At 59.3% G+C, this 16,223-nt stretch carries 16 protein-coding genes; 10 read left to right on the forward strand and 6 right to left on the reverse strand.

The window, feature by feature from the left end:
- Positions 1–87 precede the first annotated feature (87 nt).
- From fdhD to ACIQY3_RS24125, 3 genes are all read left to right on the forward strand, one after another.
- The gene (gene fdhD / locus ACIQY3_RS24115) at positions 88–927 is read left to right on the forward strand and encodes a formate dehydrogenase accessory sulfurtransferase FdhD (protein ID WP_054047742.1); all 840 of its coding nucleotides are present in this window, start codon (positions 88–90) and stop codon (positions 925–927) included.
- The gene (locus ACIQY3_RS24120) at positions 924–3,272 is read left to right on the forward strand and encodes an FdhF/YdeP family oxidoreductase (RefSeq protein WP_403024524.1); all 2,349 of its coding nucleotides are present in this window, start codon (positions 924–926) and stop codon (positions 3,270–3,272) included. The genes fdhD and ACIQY3_RS24120 overlap by 4 nt, the downstream gene beginning before the upstream one ends.
- A gap of 326 nt (positions 3,273–3,598) precedes the next feature.
- Positions 3,599–4,084, forward strand: a complete 486-nt coding sequence (locus tag ACIQY3_RS24125) for a glycine zipper domain-containing protein (protein ID WP_123402668.1) — start codon at positions 3,599–3,601, stop codon at positions 4,082–4,084.
- Between the two features lie 69 nt (positions 4,085–4,153).
- Here the strand turns inward: ACIQY3_RS24125 and ACIQY3_RS24130 are convergent, their stop codons facing one another.
- From ACIQY3_RS24130 to ACIQY3_RS24140, 3 genes are all read right to left on the reverse strand, one after another.
- Entirely contained in the window at positions 4,154–4,585 is a 432-nt protein-coding gene (locus ACIQY3_RS24130) for an acyl-CoA thioesterase (protein WP_403024528.1), read from the reverse strand.
- Positions 4,586–4,732: 147 nt separating this feature from the next.
- Positions 4,733–5,959, reverse strand: coding sequence for a 3-hydroxyacyl-CoA dehydrogenase NAD-binding domain-containing protein (locus ACIQY3_RS24135; protein ID WP_403024531.1), 1,227 nt, complete (start codon positions 5,957–5,959; stop codon positions 4,733–4,735).
- A gap of 231 nt (positions 5,960–6,190) precedes the next feature.
- Positions 6,191–8,125, reverse strand: coding sequence for an ATP-dependent DNA helicase RecQ (locus ACIQY3_RS24140; RefSeq protein ID WP_403024536.1), 1,935 nt, complete (start codon positions 8,123–8,125; stop codon positions 6,191–6,193).
- Positions 8,126–8,391: 266 nt separating this feature from the next.
- Between ACIQY3_RS24140 and ACIQY3_RS24145 the strand changes: the two genes are divergently transcribed.
- The 5 genes from ACIQY3_RS24145 (at position 8,392) to ACIQY3_RS24165 (ending at position 11,080) form a co-directional block, all read left to right on the forward strand.
- The gene (locus tag ACIQY3_RS24145; protein WP_403024539.1) at positions 8,392–8,517 is read left to right on the forward strand and encodes a hypothetical protein; all 126 of its coding nucleotides are present in this window, start codon (positions 8,392–8,394) and stop codon (positions 8,515–8,517) included.
- Positions 8,518–8,889: 372 nt separating this feature from the next.
- On the forward strand, positions 8,890–9,183 hold the full coding sequence (locus ACIQY3_RS24150) for a hypothetical protein (protein WP_403024541.1): 294 nt from the start codon (positions 8,890–8,892) through the stop codon (positions 9,181–9,183).
- Between the two features lie 77 nt (positions 9,184–9,260).
- Positions 9,261–9,578, forward strand: coding sequence for a hypothetical protein (locus tag ACIQY3_RS24155; RefSeq protein ID WP_403024705.1), 318 nt, complete (start codon positions 9,261–9,263; stop codon positions 9,576–9,578).
- 249 nt (positions 9,579–9,827) lie between these two features.
- The gene (locus ACIQY3_RS24160; protein ID WP_403024544.1) at positions 9,828–10,181 is read left to right on the forward strand and encodes a DUF1493 family protein; all 354 of its coding nucleotides are present in this window, start codon (positions 9,828–9,830) and stop codon (positions 10,179–10,181) included.
- Positions 10,182–10,225: 44 nt separating this feature from the next.
- Positions 10,226–11,080, forward strand: coding sequence for an EamA family transporter (locus ACIQY3_RS24165; RefSeq protein WP_403024707.1), 855 nt, complete (start codon positions 10,226–10,228; stop codon positions 11,078–11,080).
- Between the two features lie 192 nt (positions 11,081–11,272).
- On the opposite strand, the gene ACIQY3_RS24170 is transcribed toward ACIQY3_RS24165, so the two are convergent.
- Complete coding sequence (locus ACIQY3_RS24170) at positions 11,273–12,814, reverse strand: phosphoenolpyruvate carboxykinase (RefSeq protein WP_403024547.1); 1,542 nt, start codon at positions 12,812–12,814, stop codon at positions 11,273–11,275.
- A gap of 182 nt (positions 12,815–12,996) precedes the next feature.
- Positions 12,997–13,899 (reverse strand): Hsp33 family molecular chaperone HslO, encoded by a 903-nt coding sequence (gene hslO / locus ACIQY3_RS24175; protein WP_403024550.1) that lies wholly within the window; start codon positions 13,897–13,899, stop codon positions 12,997–12,999.
- A gap of 103 nt (positions 13,900–14,002) precedes the next feature.
- Between hslO and ACIQY3_RS24180 the strand changes: the two genes are divergently transcribed.
- A complete protein-coding gene (locus ACIQY3_RS24180; RefSeq protein WP_403024553.1) occupies positions 14,003–14,806 on the forward strand; it encodes a phosphatase PAP2 family protein in 804 nt (267 codons plus the stop codon).
- A 106-nt stretch (positions 14,807–14,912) separates the two neighbouring features.
- On the opposite strand, the gene ACIQY3_RS24185 is transcribed toward ACIQY3_RS24180, so the two are convergent.
- A complete protein-coding gene (locus ACIQY3_RS24185; protein WP_403024556.1) occupies positions 14,913–15,320 on the reverse strand; it encodes an RNA-binding S4 domain-containing protein in 408 nt (135 codons plus the stop codon).
- Positions 15,321–15,436: 116 nt separating this feature from the next.
- On the opposite strand from ACIQY3_RS24185, the gene ACIQY3_RS24190 reads away from it, so the two are divergent.
- On the forward strand, positions 15,437–16,216 hold the full coding sequence (locus ACIQY3_RS24190) for an EAL domain-containing protein (protein WP_403024710.1): 780 nt from the start codon (positions 15,437–15,439) through the stop codon (positions 16,214–16,216).
- Positions 16,217–16,223: the final 7 nt, after the last annotated feature.

The following is a 16,223-nucleotide window of genomic DNA, read 5'->3' on the forward strand; positions in this document are numbered from 1 at the left end:
CATCTATCGGCGGATCAGTAATAGCGATTAGACGCGACAAGTTGACGCGCATAGGCTTAGAGCTGACTAAACCGTCGGTGATGCCCAATGAACGCCAAGCGCCCTGCAAGCGCGGCGCCCGCACTCGAAACGCCCGCGCCCGCCGCCAGCCAGACCTACAGTTACAGCGACCTTCAATACACCGAATCGGCCAGCACCGCGCTCGCCGAGGAAGTGGCGTTGGCGATCGCGTACAACGGCATCAGCCAGGCGGTGATGCTGGTCACCCCGACGGATCTTGAAGACTTCATCGTCGGTTTCAGCCTAGGCAGCGGCATCATCGAAGACGCTACCGATATCTATGACCTGCAATTGACCGGCGAAGGTTCGGCGCAATACGCGCAAGTGACCATCGCCAACCGCGCCTTCTGGAACCTCAAGCAGCAACGTCGACAACTGGCCGGCACCAGCGGTTGCGGGCTCTGCGGCGTGGAAGCGGTCGAGCAGGCATTGCCCGATCTCAAGGTATTGCCCGGCGCACCACTGCCGCCCGCCGAATGGCTCGACGGTTTGCGCCAGCGTATCGGCGCGTTTCAGCCGCTGGGTCAGCATTGCGGCGCGGTGCATGCGGCGGTGTTCATGAACGGCCAAGGCGAGTTGCTGCTGGGCCGCGAAGACATCGGCCGACATAACGCCCTCGACAAGTTGATCGGCGGCTTGATCCGCCAGAACATCCCGACGGCCGGCGGCCTGGCGATTGTCACCAGCCGTTGCAGCCTCGAATTGATCCAGAAAGTGCTGCGCGCGGGCATCCAGACCCTCGTCAGCCTGTCGTCGCCCACGGGCCTTGCCGTGCAATGGGCCCGTCGCCACAACCTCAATCTCATCCACCTGCCGCAAAAAAGTGCGCCGCGGGTCTACAGCCCTGCGTTGGAGAATCAAGCGTGAGTCAACACAATCAAGCCGACCAAAAACCTGTTCCGCGTTACAAGCCTTACAAAGGTCCGGCCGGTGGTTGGGGCGCGCTGGCCAGCGTCGCCCGGGCCTGGTTGACCAGCGACAACGCGCTGAAAAACCTGCGCATGATGCTCAAGACCAACAAGAACGGCGGCTTCGACTGCCCCGGTTGCGCCTGGGGCGATTCCAATGAAGCCGGCATGGTGGCGTTCTGCGAGAACGGCGCCAAAGCGGTGAACTGGGAAGCGACCAAACGGCGTGTCGATGGCGCGTTCTTCGCCAAGCACAGCGTCAGTGCGTTGTTGGAGCAAAGTGATTACTGGCTTGAGTATCAGGGCCGCTTAACCGAGCCGATGAGCTACGACGCCGAGACCGATCGCTACAAGCCGATCAGTTGGGAAGCGGCGTTCGCCTTGATCGCCAAGCATTTGCAGGGCCTGTCGAGCCCGAATCAGGCCGAGTTCTATACCTCGGGCCGCGCCAGCAACGAAGCGGCGTACCTCTATCAGTTGTTCGTGCGCGCCTATGGCACCAACAACTTCCCCGACTGTTCGAACATGTGCCACGAGGCCAGCGGTGTGGCGTTGGCGCAAAGTGTCGGCGTCGGCAAAGGCACCGTGACCTTCGACGACTTCGAACACGCCGATGCGATTTTTGTCTGGGGCCAGAACCCCGGCACCAACCACCCGCGGATGCTTGAACCCCTGCGCGAAGCGGTGAAACGCGGCGCTCAGGTGGTGTGCATCAACCCGCTCAAAGAGCGTGGCCTGGAACGCTTCCAGCACCCGCAACACCCGATCGAAATGCTCACTAACGGCGACAAGCCAACCAACACCGCGTACTTCCGTCCGGCATTGGGCGGCGACATGGCGATCATGCGCGGCATGGCCAAGTTCCTGCTGCAATGGGAGCGCGATGCGCAGAAGGCTGGTGAGCCGGCGGTGTTCGACCACGACTTCCTCAATGAACACAGTGCCAACGTGCTGGAATACCTCGGCATCGTCGACGACACTTCGTGGGAGCAGATCGTCGAGCAATCCGGCCTGCCCCTGGTGGAAATCGAGCAGGCGGCGCGCATGTACGCCAAAGGCAAGAACGTGATCATGTGCTGGGCGATGGGCATCACCCAGCATCGCCATTCGGTGGCGACCATCCAGGAAATCGCCAACCTGATGCTGCTGCGCGGCAACATCGGCCGGCCCGGCGCCGGTCTGTGCCCGGTGCGTGGCCACAGTAACGTGCAAGGCGACCGCACCATGGGCATCAACGAGCGTCCGCCAGTGGCGTTCCTCGATTCTCTTGAGCGTCGCTTCCAGTTCAAGGTGCCGCGCGAAAACGGTCACAACGTGGTCGAGGCGATTCACGCCATGGCCGAAGGTCGTGCCAAAGTCTTTATCGGCCTGGGTGGCAACTTCGCCCAAGCCACCCCGGACAGCCCGCGCACCTTCCAGGCCCTGCGTAATTGCGACCTGACCGTGCAGATCAGCACCAAGCTCAATCGCAGCCATCTGACCCACGGTAAGGAAGCGCTGATCCTGCCGTGCCTGGGCCGGACCGACATCGACATCCAGACCGAAGGCCCGCAAGCGGTAACCGTCGAAGACTCGTTCAGCATGGTCCACGCCTCCAACGGCCAGTTGCAGGCACTGTCGAACCAGATGCGCTCGGAGCCTGCAATCATCGCCGGCATCGCCGCCGCGACCCTGGGCAGCAAACCGGTGGACTGGAACTGGCTGGTGGCCGATTACGACCGCATCCGTGACCTGATCGCCGACACCATTCCGGGCTTCCGCGACTTCAACGAGCGGGTCAAGCACCCTGGCGGGTTCTACCTCGGCAACAGTGCCGGCGCGCGCAAGTGGAACACGCCGTCGGGCCGCGCCAATTTCCGTCCGAACACCCTGCCCAAAGACCTGGTGCACGAACGCACCCGCGCCACCGGCGTGTTGCCGGACCTGATCATGCAGTCGATGCGCTCCCACGATCAGTACAACACCACGATTTATGGCCTGGATGACCGTTATCGCGGGGTGAAGGGTCAGCGGGATGTGTTGTTCGTCAACGAGGCGGACATCATTCGCCTGGGGTTCAAACCTGGGCAGAAGGCGGACATCATTTCGATCTGGGACGATGGCCGTGTGCGTCGGGTGAAGGGCTTCACGCTGTTGGCGTTTGATATTCCTGCCGGGCAGGCGGCGGCGTACTACCCGGAAGTAAACCCGCTGGTGCCGCTGGAAAGCACCGGGGATGGCAGCCATACGCCGACGTCGAAGTTTGTGGCGATCCGGTTGGAAATGGCCAGCGAGACCGGGTTGATTTTGGCCAAGTCGGCGTAACGCGGCAGCAGGTCCGGCCTCTTCGCGAGCAAGCCCGCTCCCACATTGGAATGCATTTCAATGTGGGAGCGGGCTTGCTCGCGAAAGCGGTGGATCATGCAATGAATCTCTCGAAGCTGATACTTTCCAATCGCCCACAAAAAAGGCCGTTTCTGTAAAGAAACGGCCTATCCGAAGTAGCTAAAGACCGGCGAAAAAGCCTTAAGTTCCGCCCAAAAAACAGTAACTTATAGAATTGTGTACAAGTCGTGTTACTCGTCGGATTTCGATTGTCACAATCCAGACACAGCCTCAGGATCGCGCCGTCATCCCCTTGAGGTTCCTCTATGAAGTTCTCCTCGATTCTCTTGTTGTCCCTTAGCCTGGCCAGTGGCTTTGCTTCTGCCGGAGGCACCACCGAAGCAGGTGTGGGCGGCGCATTGGGCGGGGTTTTGGGCTCGGTCGTCGGTCAGTCACTAGGCGGCAATACAGGTTCCACCATCGGCGCAGCCCTGGGCGGCGCAGGTGGTAGTGCCGTCGGCGCAGACAAACGCAGCCGTGGCGAAGCCGCCATTGGCGGTGCGTTGGGCGCGGCAGGCGGTAACGTGGTCGGTCGCAGCCTGGGTGGCAGCACCGGCAGCTTGATCGGCTCGGCAGCCGGCGGTGGTGCCGGCGGTGCGCTGGGTAACTACATGGGCAACAAGAGCGATGAGGATGACGATCGTCGTTCCTATCGCGGCCGTGATGATCGTCGCTACTACCGGGATGACCATCGTGGCCGTGGTCATGCCTACGGTCACCGTAAACATCACAAATACTATCGTCATCGCTGAGGCCTGAACGGCTTCGCGGTCAGGTAGAGCAAAAATCGCAGTCCTCAGGGCTGCGATTTTTTTTGCCCGTCAAACCACCAACCGCTCCAGCGCCCCGCGCAACCCGGCAGGGATCGCCACTGGCTCATTGGACGCACGATCCACAAACACATGCACGAAGCGCCCGGCCGCACAGGCTTCATCGTCGCCCTGCTTGAACACCGCCAATTCGTATTGCACCGAGCTGTTGCCCAACTTGCCGACCCGCAGGCCGATCTCGATGCGATCCGGGAAAGCGATCGACGCAAAGTAATCGCAAGCCGAACTCACCACAAAACCCACGACTTCACCGTCATGAATATCCAGCCCGCCGACTTCGATCAGGTAGGTGTTCACCGCTGTGTCGAAAAAGCTGTAGTAGGTGACATTGTTGACGTGCCCGTAGGCATCGTTGTCGTGCCAGCGGGTGGTAATGGGCTGGAAGTGCGGGTAGTCGGTGCGTTGGGGCATCGGATTGGACATTAGTATTGGTTCCTGGGATTGGGTGGCCAGTCTAAGGTGAAAACCGCGTTATCGTTCTTCGCGAGCAAGCCCGCTCCCACAGGACGAATGCGATCAACTGTGGGAGCGGGCTTGCTCGCGAAGGCGTCCTTACAGACGCCGCATCACTTACCTGTCAGCAAACCCCTTCCCTACCGCCGCCAACTCCCCAATCAACCGCGCCGGTTTCCACTGATCACCCTGTCGTGTCTCCAGCGCCAGCAACCGCTGATGAATATCCGCCAATCCCTGCTGATCCGCCCAGGCCATCGGCCCGCCCTTGTCCGCCGGGAAGCCATAGCCATTGAGGTACACCAGATCAATGTCATGAGCCGAGCCGGCAATGCCTTCCTCGAGGATCTTCGCCCCTTCGTTGACCAGTGCCAGCAAGCAGCGCTCCAGAATCTCCTCAGGGCTGATCTCGCGGCGCTGGAAGCCCAAACCCTCGCTGATCTCCAGCACCAGCGCATCGACCTCGACATCGTGCTCGGCCTGCCGACTGCCCGGTTCATAGTGGTAATAACCGTCGCCACTCTTCTGGCCGAAACGCCCGAGCTCGCACAGCCGATTGTCGACCTGGACTTCCGGCGCATCCTGACCTTTACCCGCCAGTTCGCGGGCTCGCCATCCGAGGTCGATGCCGACCACGTCATACATGCGAAACGGCCCCATGGCGAAACCGAATCCTTGCAGCGCGGCATCCACCTGATGCGGGAAAGCCCCTTCGAGCAGCATCTTGCGCGCCTCAAGCACGTAGGTATTGAGCATGCGATTGCCGATAAACCCATGGCAGTTGCCCGCCACCACGCTGACCTTGCCCATGCGCTTACCCAGATCCAGCGCCGCATCGAGCACCACCGGCGCGGTTTGCGCGCCGCGGACGATTTCCAGCAGTTTCATGATGTGCGCCGGGCTGAAGAAATGCAGGCCCAGGACCTGTTTCGGACGGCGAGTGGCAGCGGCAATCGCATCGATGTCCAGCGCCGAGGTGTTGCTGGCCAGAATCGCTTCGGGTTTGAGCAGGCCGTCGAGTTCGCGGAAAATTTTCTGCTTCAGTTCGAGGTTTTCGTAGACCGCTTCAATCACCAGATCCACATCGCGGATCGCCGCGTAATCGGCGGCGCTGGTCACTCGCGCCAGGCGGGCGTCTGCCTCGGCCTGATCGATCCGGCCCTGGCGCACGTTGTGGGCATAAGTTTCGGCGACTGCGGCCAACGCCTGTTCAAGCATCTGCGGATTGTTATCGACCCATTGCACCGGCACCCCGGCGTTAGCCAGGCACATGACAATCCCGCGACCCATGGTGCCCGCGCCGATCACGGCGGCGCGCTGAATATTGAACGGCGTCTGGCTCATTGTTGTTCTCTTGTTGGCGATCCAAAGACAGCCTTCACCATAGTCAGCCACAGGGCTTTTTTGAAATTTATTCCTGTGATGGGGGACATTCAGGGGATGGATGCGCCCGCAAGACCACTGAAAATCCCTGTGGGAGCAGGCTTGCTCGCGAAGGCGCGGTGTCAGTCGACATCATTGCTGACTGTCATACCGCTTTCGCGAGCAAGCCCGCTCCCACAGGGTGGACATCGTTCAACCAGACAGATGTTGTTCGGCCCACCCCCGCACCTCGGCATACGGATAATCCTCCAGGACACCAAACCCCGGAATCGTCCGCGCCTTGAGCTTGGTAAACAACGGCACGCTGATCCCGCACAAAAACCGCGTCACCCGCTCCGCTGACGGCACCTGCCCGGTGTACTGCTCATGCCTGTGGATAAAATCACCACACATCGCTTCGAAGTTTTTATCCACAAGCACCGGCAACTCCGGCGGTGCAGGCAGTCGCGCCACATTCCCGTGACACACCGAGCAATGCCCGCACTGCCGAGGCGCGTTTTCATCGCCGAAATACTCGGCCAGGCGATAACCCAGGCAATGATCCGTGGCAAACAGATCGAGCATGGCGTGAATCCGCGCGATCTCGGTTTGTTCGTGGCGGGTGAAGTAGGCGTGCAGCTCTTCGCTCAAAGCCTGGGCATCGAAACCGATTTGCAGCAGGCTGTAGACCTCGGTCATTTGCTTGCTTTCAAGCTCGACCCAGCCCTTTTCCTGGAAGTAATCCAGCGCCTTGACCACCCGATTACGCTCGGCTGAATGCAGCTCGTACAGTGCATCGAAATTCACCGTCGCCCAGGTTCGTGCACGGGTGGAGGTCTGGATGATTGCCGAGACGAAGTCCTTGCGTTCACCCTCGAAACGAGCGAGCAACGCTTCGGGCTCCTGCAAGTATTTGAAGCGGTATTCCGCGTAATAGGCATAACGCGGCGCGATGATCCCGCGCAGCTCCAACTGCACCAGCAAGGTCTTGAGCGGCAACTGACGAATGTTGCTCTGATCCGCCAAAGGCCCCAGCAGAAACTCCCACTGCCCTTCCGGTGCGGCGACTTGCAACTCGTCGAGCACGCAGCGGATGCCGTCCAATTCCGGCGTGTCGCCGTAGACGAAGTTTTCCAGCACGTTGAGGCTGTCGCGGTTGGCCAATACAAGGCAGTCGGAGGGCTGCCCGTCACGCCCGGCGCGGCCGATTTCCTGGCTGTAGTTTTCGATGGATTTGGGCAGGTCGAAATGCACGACGTTACGGATGTCGCTTTTATCGATGCCCATGCCGAAAGCGATGGTCGCGACGATGCAATTGGACTGCCCGCCCATGAAGCGCTTTTGAATCGCTTCCCGTTGTTCGTGGGGCAAACCGGCGTGATAAGCCTCGGCCTGAATGCCGTTGCGACCCAGGTGCTCGGCAATATGCTCGGCGGTTTTCTGCAGGGTGACGTAGACGATGCTCGGCTGGTTCGGGCGCTGGCTCATCCACTCGACAAGACGTCGGCGCTTGTCCTGGCCGCGCACCGGTTCCACCAACAAATTGAGGTTCGGCCGATAGAAACCGGTGGTCACCACGTCTTCGGGAGCGATGGCGAATTTCGCTTCCATGTCCGCGATCACTTTCGGCGTCGCGGTGGCGGTCAGCAGCAAAGCTTGTGGGATATTGAACTGGCGCTGGTAGTCCGGAAGCTTTAGGTAGTCGGGTCGGAAGTTGTGGCCCCATTCCGAGATGCAGTGCGCCTCGTCCACCACCAACAGCGAGATCGGCACTTGCTGCAAAAAATTGCGGAAGCGCTCGTTCTTCAGGCGCTCTACTGAAATCATCAAGATCTTCAATTCGCCAGACTTGGCCCGGGCCATCACGTCACTGGCGTCATCGCGGCTTTGCGCGGAATCGATACTGCCCGCCGAAATGCCGTGGCGTTGCAGGAACGCCAACTGATCCTGCATCAGCGCCAGCAGCGGCGACACCACCAACGTCAGGTGCGGCAGCAACAGCGCCGGCAATTGATAACACAGTGACTTGCCCGAGCCAGTGGGCAAAATCGCCGCCGCCGAGCGTCCGGCCAACACCGCGCTGACCGCCGCCTCCTGGCCGGGCCGAAACTGCGGATAACCGAAAACCTGTTCCAGGGTGTTGTGCATAAGCTGTCACTCCGTTGACTGCTGCGATGCCAAAAGCCTAGCCGGCGATCGCAGCGAGTCGAGAAAAGGTCGGGACCAAAACGATACGGAATGATACAGCCTTGCGGCCCTGTGCCTTTGCCACAGGATGAAACAAACGAAACACTTTCTTGCTCACGGGGCCGCTCGGTCAGAAGGTAAGGTTCACCTCCTCAAAACCACTATTCGCGTATTTCACATCACGGCAGGACGCCTGATGGGCGCGGATTTTTCACGAAGGAACGACCATGCCCCACACTTCTCTTCTTCCTCTGCTTCTTGCCGCCCTGCTGCTCAGCGGATGCGGGAAAATCCCTGACGATCTGCCGATGCTCGCCACGCATTCCACTGCGCAGCCCACCGTTGCCGGTTGATACCGACTGCAGCATCGCCCTTCGCAACAACTCATAAAACACCCGACTCTTGCTCGCCCACGCGGCATGGGTCGGGCTGTTTCCTGTTAAGCGTGGGTCAGACGTTTGGAAACGCCCTACAGGATCTGGCGCACCCGAAACAGGGGTTTGCCGCGTAACGCCTGACAATCGTGTAGGAAATTTGACCTGCAAGGGTTTCGCCCTGAAAAACCCTCGGCGAACGCGTAGGCACGGTCTGATTGCACAGGTAAAACCCCTACGAATCCTGTCCATCGTGGCCATATTGCCGCGCCGTTCCAGGCCCTTCTATAGTCTGCGGCGCGGCTGAAACGGTGTCTCGGCCTGCCGTGATTTCATACAGGAGAAACCTCGATGGACACACCTTGCACGCTGACAAATCGCTTTCACCCACTCAAGTCCAGTTACAGCGACACCCCCGTGCTGGTCATCGACACCGAAGCCGATCCACACGAAATCCTCGACGCCGCCCGCCAACGCATCCGCGCCGCCAGCGATTTGCTTGAGACGCTTTATTGCCAAAGTTTCAAAGAAGCCGACCCGAGTGACATCCCAAACATAATCAACGCCCTGTACTTGCTTACCCATGACGGCCACGAACTCTTGGAAGTTGCCCGGCAGCGCTTGCCGAAAATCTCGGCGATCTGATGCATGAACAAAGATCCCTGTGGGAGCCGGGCTTACCCGCGATGAACGATGACACGGCGCACCTGATGAAAACCAAAATGCCCGGCACCCAACAACTGCTCGAAAAAGAAGCCTATGACGCCTGGTTCAAAGCCCAGGTACAAGCCAGCCTCACGGATTCCCCGCCCCTGATCATCGACACAGAAGCCAACCGCCAAGACATCCTCGAAGCCGCCCTCCAGCGCATCCGAGCCTCCAGCGACCACCTCAAAACCCTGCACTGCGCCTGCTGCAAAAACGGCGACGTCGAAGACATCCCCCATATCACCCACGCGCTCTACTTGCTGAACCAGGACGGCTGCGACCTATTGAAAGTCGCCCAGCAACGCATGATGGGCTGGAAAGCACCCACCTGACACCGAGCGAAGATCGTTCCCACGCTCCACGTGGGAATGCTTCAAAGGATGCTCCGCGTTCGGCTCTTGGGACGCAGAGCGTCCCGGGCTGCATTCCCACGCGGAGCGTAGGAACGATCAAACGAAATCCTAAGCGGTGAACGCCAGCCTTCCCGCGAATATCAGGTTCGCTGCGTTGATCAACATCCAACACGCCGCGAAATCAGGCTTAATCCACCTCATCGAAATGCCCCTGACGGAACACGCCCCATGAACCTCGCCCCCAACTTCCTCGACGACCACGCCATGCACCTGCTCATGCAGCTGCTGCACGAAGAACTCGGCCTGCCCGAACGCAAAACCATCAGCCTCACCACCTCGATCAATTTCGACCTGGGCTGCGACGGCGCCGATGCGCGACAACTGATGGAGGCGCTGGAAGAACAGTTTGGAATCGACCTCATCGACTACGACGCCTATCGCTACTTCCAACCCGAAGGCTACGATGTGTTCCTCAAACGCAGGGCCAAAGGTCGCGGCGACAAAGTCCCGCTGACTATCGGCATGCTCTACCAGGCCATCAAGGCCCAACGCTGGGACACTCAAGAGCTGGAACGCCTCTAAACGTGCGCAGCGAACACCTATAAGGACATAGCGTGGACGTACTGATGGGTTTACTCGCCGCCCTGCTCTGGGGTGGTACAGATTTTCTCGTGGGCCTGAATGCCCGTGCAGTCGGCGTCAAACGGGCTGTTTATTTCGGGCAGGCGTTGGGTTTCACGATCATGAGCCTGTTGCTGATCGCCGTTCCCAGCTTCATCTTCAAATCCATGGCTGCACCACTCAACGTCTGGTTGATCGGCATCGGTGCCGCCATCCTGACCGTGTCCGGTGCCCTGGCGCTGTCCAAAGCCTTCGCCCTCGGCAAAGCCTCCATTGTCGCGCCGTTGGTGACGTCCTACGGCGTGGTCACGACGTTGCTGTCCTGGGCTGGCGGTGAGCAGATCGGCTTGATTCAGCTGCTATGCATTGGCCTGTGCGTGCTCGGGGTGATTCTTTCCAGCATCCACTCTGACCCGAAGATTCCACACACCATACAAGCCAGCAGTTCGATTGCCTACGCATTGTTGGCGGCAGTGTTCTACGGCACCAGTTTTTGGTTGCAAGGACACTTCGTCCTTCCTGTTCTTGGGCCGGTGACGATGCTCTGGCTCGCTTATCTGGTTGGGCTGATCGTGCTGGTGCTCATCGTGATCAAAATAAAGGACGGCTTGAAAATCCCGCCCCTGAAAAACTGCATGACGCTGACGGGTGCGAGCCTGATGAACCTGGGTGGCTTTTCGTCATTTGCTTGGGGTGCGGTGGCCGGATCAGTATCGGTAGTGACCGTGATCAGCACATTGTCGGGCGGAATTGCGGCAATTTTGGGCTATGTGTTTTTCAAGGAGCGGTTGGCCAAGGTACAAGTGCTGGGCGTTGTTTTGGTCTTGGTTGGCGCATTAGTTCTGCACCTGAAAACCTGAAACGCATGCCAATCCCCGTGGGAGCGGGCTTGCTCGCGAAAGCGGTGGAGCCGTCAGCATCAATGTTGAATGAATGACCGCATTCGCGAGCAAGCCCGCTCCCACAAATGATCTCCGTTACCTTCAGGACCAAACAGCGCCCACAAAAAAGCCGCCCCTGAGGGCGGCTCTTTCATTGCGTCAGACCAAGCCTTACAGCTTAGGCCCAGCAGCCTTGATCGCATCACTCACTTCAAACTTCTTGAAGTTCTCAACAAACAACCCAGCCAACGCTTTAGCCGCTTCGTCGTAGGCGGCCTTGTCAGCCCAGGTATTACGCGGGTTCAACAGGCCAGTCTCAACACCAGGAACAGCCAACGGCACATCCAGGTTGATGGTGTCCAAGTGCTCAGTCTTAGCACCGATCAACGCACCGCTCTGGATCGCTGCAATCACGCCACGAGTGGTCGGGATATTGAAGCGTTTGCCGACGCCGTAGCCGCCGCCGGTCCAACCGGTGTTGACCAGGTAGACCTTGGAGCCGAAGCCGCGGATGCGTTTGATCAGCAGTTCTGCGTATTCGCCAGCCGGACGCGGGAAGAACGGTGCGCCGAAGCAGGTGGAGAAGGTCGATTTGATGCCGCTGCCGGAACCCATTTCGGTCGAGCCCACCAGTGCGGTGTAGCCGGACAGGAAGTGGTAGGCCGCTTGTTCTTCGCTGAGGATGGACACTGGCGGCAGGACGCCGGTCAGGTCGCAGGTCAGGAAGATCACAGCGTTTGGCTCGCCACCGAGGTTCTTCTCGGAGCGTTTGGCAACGTGCTCCAGCGGGTAGGCGGCACGGCTGTTCTGGGTCAGGCTGACATCGGCGTAGTCGGCGTGCTTGGCGTCGTCGATGACGACGTTTTCCAGGACTGCGCCGTGCTTGATGGCTTTCCAGATGACCGGCTCGTTCTTCTCGGACAGGTCGATGCACTTGGCGTAGCAGCCGCCTTCGATGTTGAAGACAACGCCTTCGCCCCAGCCGTGTTCGTCGTCACCGATCAGGTAACGGCTTTCGTCGGCGGACAGGGTGGTTTTACCGGTGCCGGACAGACCGAAGAACAGGGTCACGTCGCCTGCTTCGCCGATGTTGGCGGCGCAGTGCATCGGCAGCACGTCAGCGGCCGGCAGCAGGAAGTTTTGCACGGAGAACATGGCTTTTTTCATTTCACCGGCGTAACGCATGCCGGCGATCAGCACTTTCTTCTGTGCGAAGTTGAGGATCACGCAACCGTCGGAGTTGGTGCCGTCACGCTCAGGCACGCATTCGAAGTTGGCAACGTTGAGCACTTGCCACTCATCACGGCCAGCCGGGTTGTACTTTTCCGGGTTGATGAACAGGCAACGACCGAACAGGTTTTGCCAGGCAGTCTGGGTGGTCATCTTCACGGCCAGGTAGTGGTCTTCAGCCGCACCTACATGCACGTGGGAAACGAAATGCTCTTGCGCGTTGTTGAACGCCTCGACGCGGTCCCACAGGGCATCGAACTTGTCGGCCGGGAACTTGCGGTTGATCGGGCCCCAGGCGATGGAAGCCGAAGTGGACGGCTCGTCAACGATGAAACGATCGACTGGCGAGCGGCCGGTGCGGTGACCAGTGCGAACAACCAGCGCGCCGGTATCGGCAAGCTCGCCTTCACCGCGACTCAAGGCTTCTTTTACCAGATCATCAACACTCAGATCGGTGTACACGGCGTTATTGGCTTGCGTCATGAGATTCCCCGTCGGCCAGTGGCCGAGTGTGCTCCAAACGTTTTGTAGTAGAAAGTCGTGCACTACTACCGCGACAAAAAGTGGGCCGGATTATGCCAGAAAAGCCCAAAAAGAGTAGGGCCCTCCCGTCGTAACGGCGTTATTCCGGCGCTAACCAGTGAATTTACCTGCGCTGAACCGTTTTAGTGCCGGGTATCTGACGGCGTATCGACACCCGCGCCAGCGAACAATTGAGTGATATCCGCTGCATCGAACAGGTAGCGCTGGTTGCAAAACTGGCAATCGATCTCGATGTGGCCGCCGTGTTCGATCACCAGCGACTGGGCATCTTCCAGACCCAAGCTGACCAGCGCATTGGCAGATCGTTCGCGGGAGCAACTGCAACGGAAGCGCAGTTTCTGCACATCGAACAGACGCACTTGCTCTTCGTGGTAGAGGCGATGGAGCACGGTTTCGTTGTCCAGGCTCAGCAGTTCGTCGGCGGTCAGGGTGCTGGCCAGCGCAGTGATGTGCTGCCAACTGGCGGCGCGTTCTTCTTCGTCTTTCAGACGGTCGGCAGGCAATTGCTGCAGCAGCAAGCCACGGGCACGACGGCCATCGGCGTACAGCCAGAAGCGGGTGCCGACCTGTTGGGACATGACGAAATAGTTGGTGAAACACTCGGACAGGGTTTCGCCGTCGAGGTCGACGATGCCCTGGTAACGCTGGCCCTGGGTCGGGTCGACGGTCAGCGCCAGCACGCCGTTGGGCATGAGGTCGGCAAGGGTCGCGTCAGGGGCGATCCGGTCGGCTTCGTAACGGGCCAGGCCACGGATTTCGCGCTCGCTGGAGCACTCGATCATCAGCAACGGGATCGGTCCATCGGAACGAGCTTGCAGGATCAGCAGTCCATCGAACTTAAGGGTGCCGACCAGCAACGCGGCGGCGGCCATCAATTCGCCCAGCAGTTGCGCGACCGGCTCTGGGTAGGGGTGTTTGGCCAGCACTTCGGCATAGCTACGTTCCAACGCCACCAGCTCGCCGCGGGTGTCGCTGTCATCGAAGATGAAGCGTTGGGTGAAGTCGGAATCCGGTAGATCGGTCATAGGTCTGGGTATCTGAAGTGATGACAATTTAGTTACAAGTAGTGACAATTACGTCTTTGCGGCACCGCTTTGGTGCGCGATGTTCAGCCATTGGAGGCATTTTATGAACAATCCGGGTTTGTTCCAAGCAAGGTGGAACCTCCGCCGGTTGGTATTGTGCAATCTGGTGCCTCTGGCGCTGTTGGCATTCTGGTTATGGCCTACGGGTCAGATGTTGTGCGTGTTTTTCGACGAGTGGCTGTTTCACCTGCTCAATGCTCCGTTGGCCAGCAACCCGATATGGCTCCACATATGGGCAATTGCAAGTCTTCGCCCATTTGATGCGGTGGTCGGGGTGATTCTGCTGATGCTGCTGATCAAGGGCGACTGGGTGTTTGACGCCATCGATGTACGCCGGGCGTTTTTCGGCTTCCTCGCGATTCTGCTGTTACTGCTGTTTATCCGCATGCTGTTCTCGAAATACGCCGATTACATGGACTGGCAGCACAGCAGCCCGTCGATGATGATCAACGGCGCCGTGCACATGAGCGACTACTTCCCCGAGCTTGAGAGGACGTGGCAACTCAAGGATCGCTCGAGCCAGAGCTTCCCCGGCGACCATGCTTCCGTGCTGTTGATCTGGGCGATGTTCATGACGGTGTTCAGCCGCGGCACCAGGCAGACCCTGATCATCTGGGGCCTGTCGCTGCTATTCATGATGCCGCGGCTGGTGGCGGGCGCGCATTGGGGCCAGGACGATTACATCGGCGGCGTGCTGCTGGCGGTGTGGGCGTTGGGCTGGGGTTACTACACGCCGTTTGCGTATCACGTTTCGGAGTTTTTCCTGAAAGTGACGGCACCGGTGTTTGGGCTGTTGGGGAAACTGCCGGTGGTTTCGCGGATGAGTGTGGTGCGTGCTGCAAGCTAGTGCCTTGATGCAATTGATCGTTCCCACGCTCTGCGTGGGAATGCAGCCCGGGACGCAGAGCGTCCATTGAGGCATTCCCACGCAGAGCGTGGGAACGATCTTTGGATCACTCGTCGTTGCTACTGCCGCGAAACTTGAACAAATCCCGCCGCTGTTTCTTGCTCGGCTTGCCATCGGTGCTCACGCCCAACGAGCCGGCCTTGCGCATCGCCGCGGCCGCTTCGCGCTTGGCGACGCTCGCTTCGGTCTCCGCATACAACGTCTGCGCCTCGGGCGCGCCTCGGCGCACGATCGACAGCGCCTGGACTACGACAGTCTTTTCCTCAAACCCTACGCGGATCTGAAACTCATCGCCGATGCGCGGTTCCTTGCCCGGTTTGCATCGCTCGCCCCGACAGTGCACCTTGCCACTCTCGATCGCCGTTTTGGCCAAGGCACGGGTTTTGTAAAAACGCGCGGCCCACAACCATTTATCGAGACGAACCTTGTCGTCCTCTTCCTGTTTTTGCGCCATATGAATTCCTCTTTCCGCCAGTAGTCGGAACTGTACTACCGTTTCTGTCGGGCGCAAGAACTCGGCCCTCCAGATAAACTGTGATCTTGGCCGGTTCACCGGCATGGAGTGATCGAGTGACTATATTCCCCTCTTCTTTGACCTCACCCAAAACCGGCTGCCAGGGCTGCCAGCAAAGCGAGGCGCTGGGTTTCGATTTTGCTTTCGCCTACCAACCCATCGTCGACCTGCGCGACCAATCGATTTTCGCCCACGAAGCGCTGGTCCGTGGGCTGGCCGGTGAAGGCGCGTTGTCCGTGTTAGATCAGGTTACAGAAGAGAACCGCTACCGCTTCGACCAGCTCTGCCGGACCCGGGCCATTGAAGGTGCGGCGAATCTAAATATGCAGACACACTTGTCGATCAACTTCATGCCCAACGCCGTCTATCGTCCAGAGCTGTGCATTCGCAGCACCCTGGAGGCAGCGAAAAAACATAATTTCCCGATCGACCGACTGATTTTCGAAACCCTGGAAAGCGAGCACGTAGATAACTATCGCCATTTGACCAATATTCTGCGTGAATACCGCGAATTCGGCTTCAAGACCGCCATCGATGATTTCGGTGCCGGTTATTCGGGGCTCAATCTGCTGGCTGATTTCCAACCGGACCTGATCAAACTCGACATGGCGCTGATCCGCGATGTCGATCGCGACCGTGTTCGTCAGGCTATCGTCCGGGGGATTGTCACAATCTGTGCGGAGTTGAACGTTACAGTCATTGCCGAAGGCATTGAGAGCGCCGGTGAACGGGATTTCCTGGCGGACTGTGGAATATTTCTGATGCAGGGTTACTGGTTCGCCAAACCTGCATTCAAAGCGTTGGCCCAGGTAACACCTGAAGCCTGGACGCGTTAATCGCCGG

Source organism: Pseudomonas sp. NPDC096950 (assembly GCF_044762525.1).
Taxonomy (GTDB): domain Bacteria; phylum Pseudomonadota; class Gammaproteobacteria; order Pseudomonadales; family Pseudomonadaceae; genus Aquipseudomonas.

Excerpts from the sequence above, each read along its gene's own strand:
- fdhD (WP_054047742.1), top strand. The coding sequence starts at position 88 with ATGAACGCCAAGCGCCCTGCAAGCGCGGCGCCCGCACTCGAAACGCCC.
- ACIQY3_RS24125 (WP_123402668.1), top strand. The coding sequence starts at position 3,599 with ATGAAGTTCTCCTCGATTCTCTTGTTGTCCCTTAGCCTGGCCAGTGGC.
- ACIQY3_RS24130 (WP_403024528.1), bottom strand. The coding sequence starts at position 4,585 with ATGTCCAATCCGATGCCCCAACGCACCGACTACCCGCACTTCCAGCCC.
- ACIQY3_RS24135 (WP_403024531.1), bottom strand. The coding sequence starts at position 5,959 with ATGAGCCAGACGCCGTTCAATATTCAGCGCGCCGCCGTGATCGGCGCG.
- ACIQY3_RS24140 (WP_403024536.1), bottom strand. The coding sequence starts at position 8,125 with ATGCACAACACCCTGGAACAGGTTTTCGGTTATCCGCAGTTTCGGCCC.
- ACIQY3_RS24145 (WP_403024539.1), top strand. The coding sequence starts at position 8,392 with ATGCCCCACACTTCTCTTCTTCCTCTGCTTCTTGCCGCCCTGCTGCTC.
- ACIQY3_RS24150 (WP_403024541.1), top strand. The coding sequence starts at position 8,890 with ATGGACACACCTTGCACGCTGACAAATCGCTTTCACCCACTCAAGTCC.
- ACIQY3_RS24155 (WP_403024705.1), top strand. The coding sequence starts at position 9,261 with ATGCCCGGCACCCAACAACTGCTCGAAAAAGAAGCCTATGACGCCTGG.
- ACIQY3_RS24160 (WP_403024544.1), top strand. The coding sequence starts at position 9,828 with ATGAACCTCGCCCCCAACTTCCTCGACGACCACGCCATGCACCTGCTC.
- ACIQY3_RS24165 (WP_403024707.1), top strand. The coding sequence starts at position 10,226 with ATGGGTTTACTCGCCGCCCTGCTCTGGGGTGGTACAGATTTTCTCGTG.
- ACIQY3_RS24170 (WP_403024547.1), bottom strand. The coding sequence starts at position 12,814 with ATGACGCAAGCCAATAACGCCGTGTACACCGATCTGAGTGTTGATGAT.
- hslO (WP_403024550.1), bottom strand. The coding sequence starts at position 13,899 with ATGACCGATCTACCGGATTCCGACTTCACCCAACGCTTCATCTTCGAT.
- ACIQY3_RS24180 (WP_403024553.1), top strand. The coding sequence starts at position 14,003 with ATGAACAATCCGGGTTTGTTCCAAGCAAGGTGGAACCTCCGCCGGTTG.
- ACIQY3_RS24185 (WP_403024556.1), bottom strand. The coding sequence starts at position 15,320 with ATGGCGCAAAAACAGGAAGAGGACGACAAGGTTCGTCTCGATAAATGG.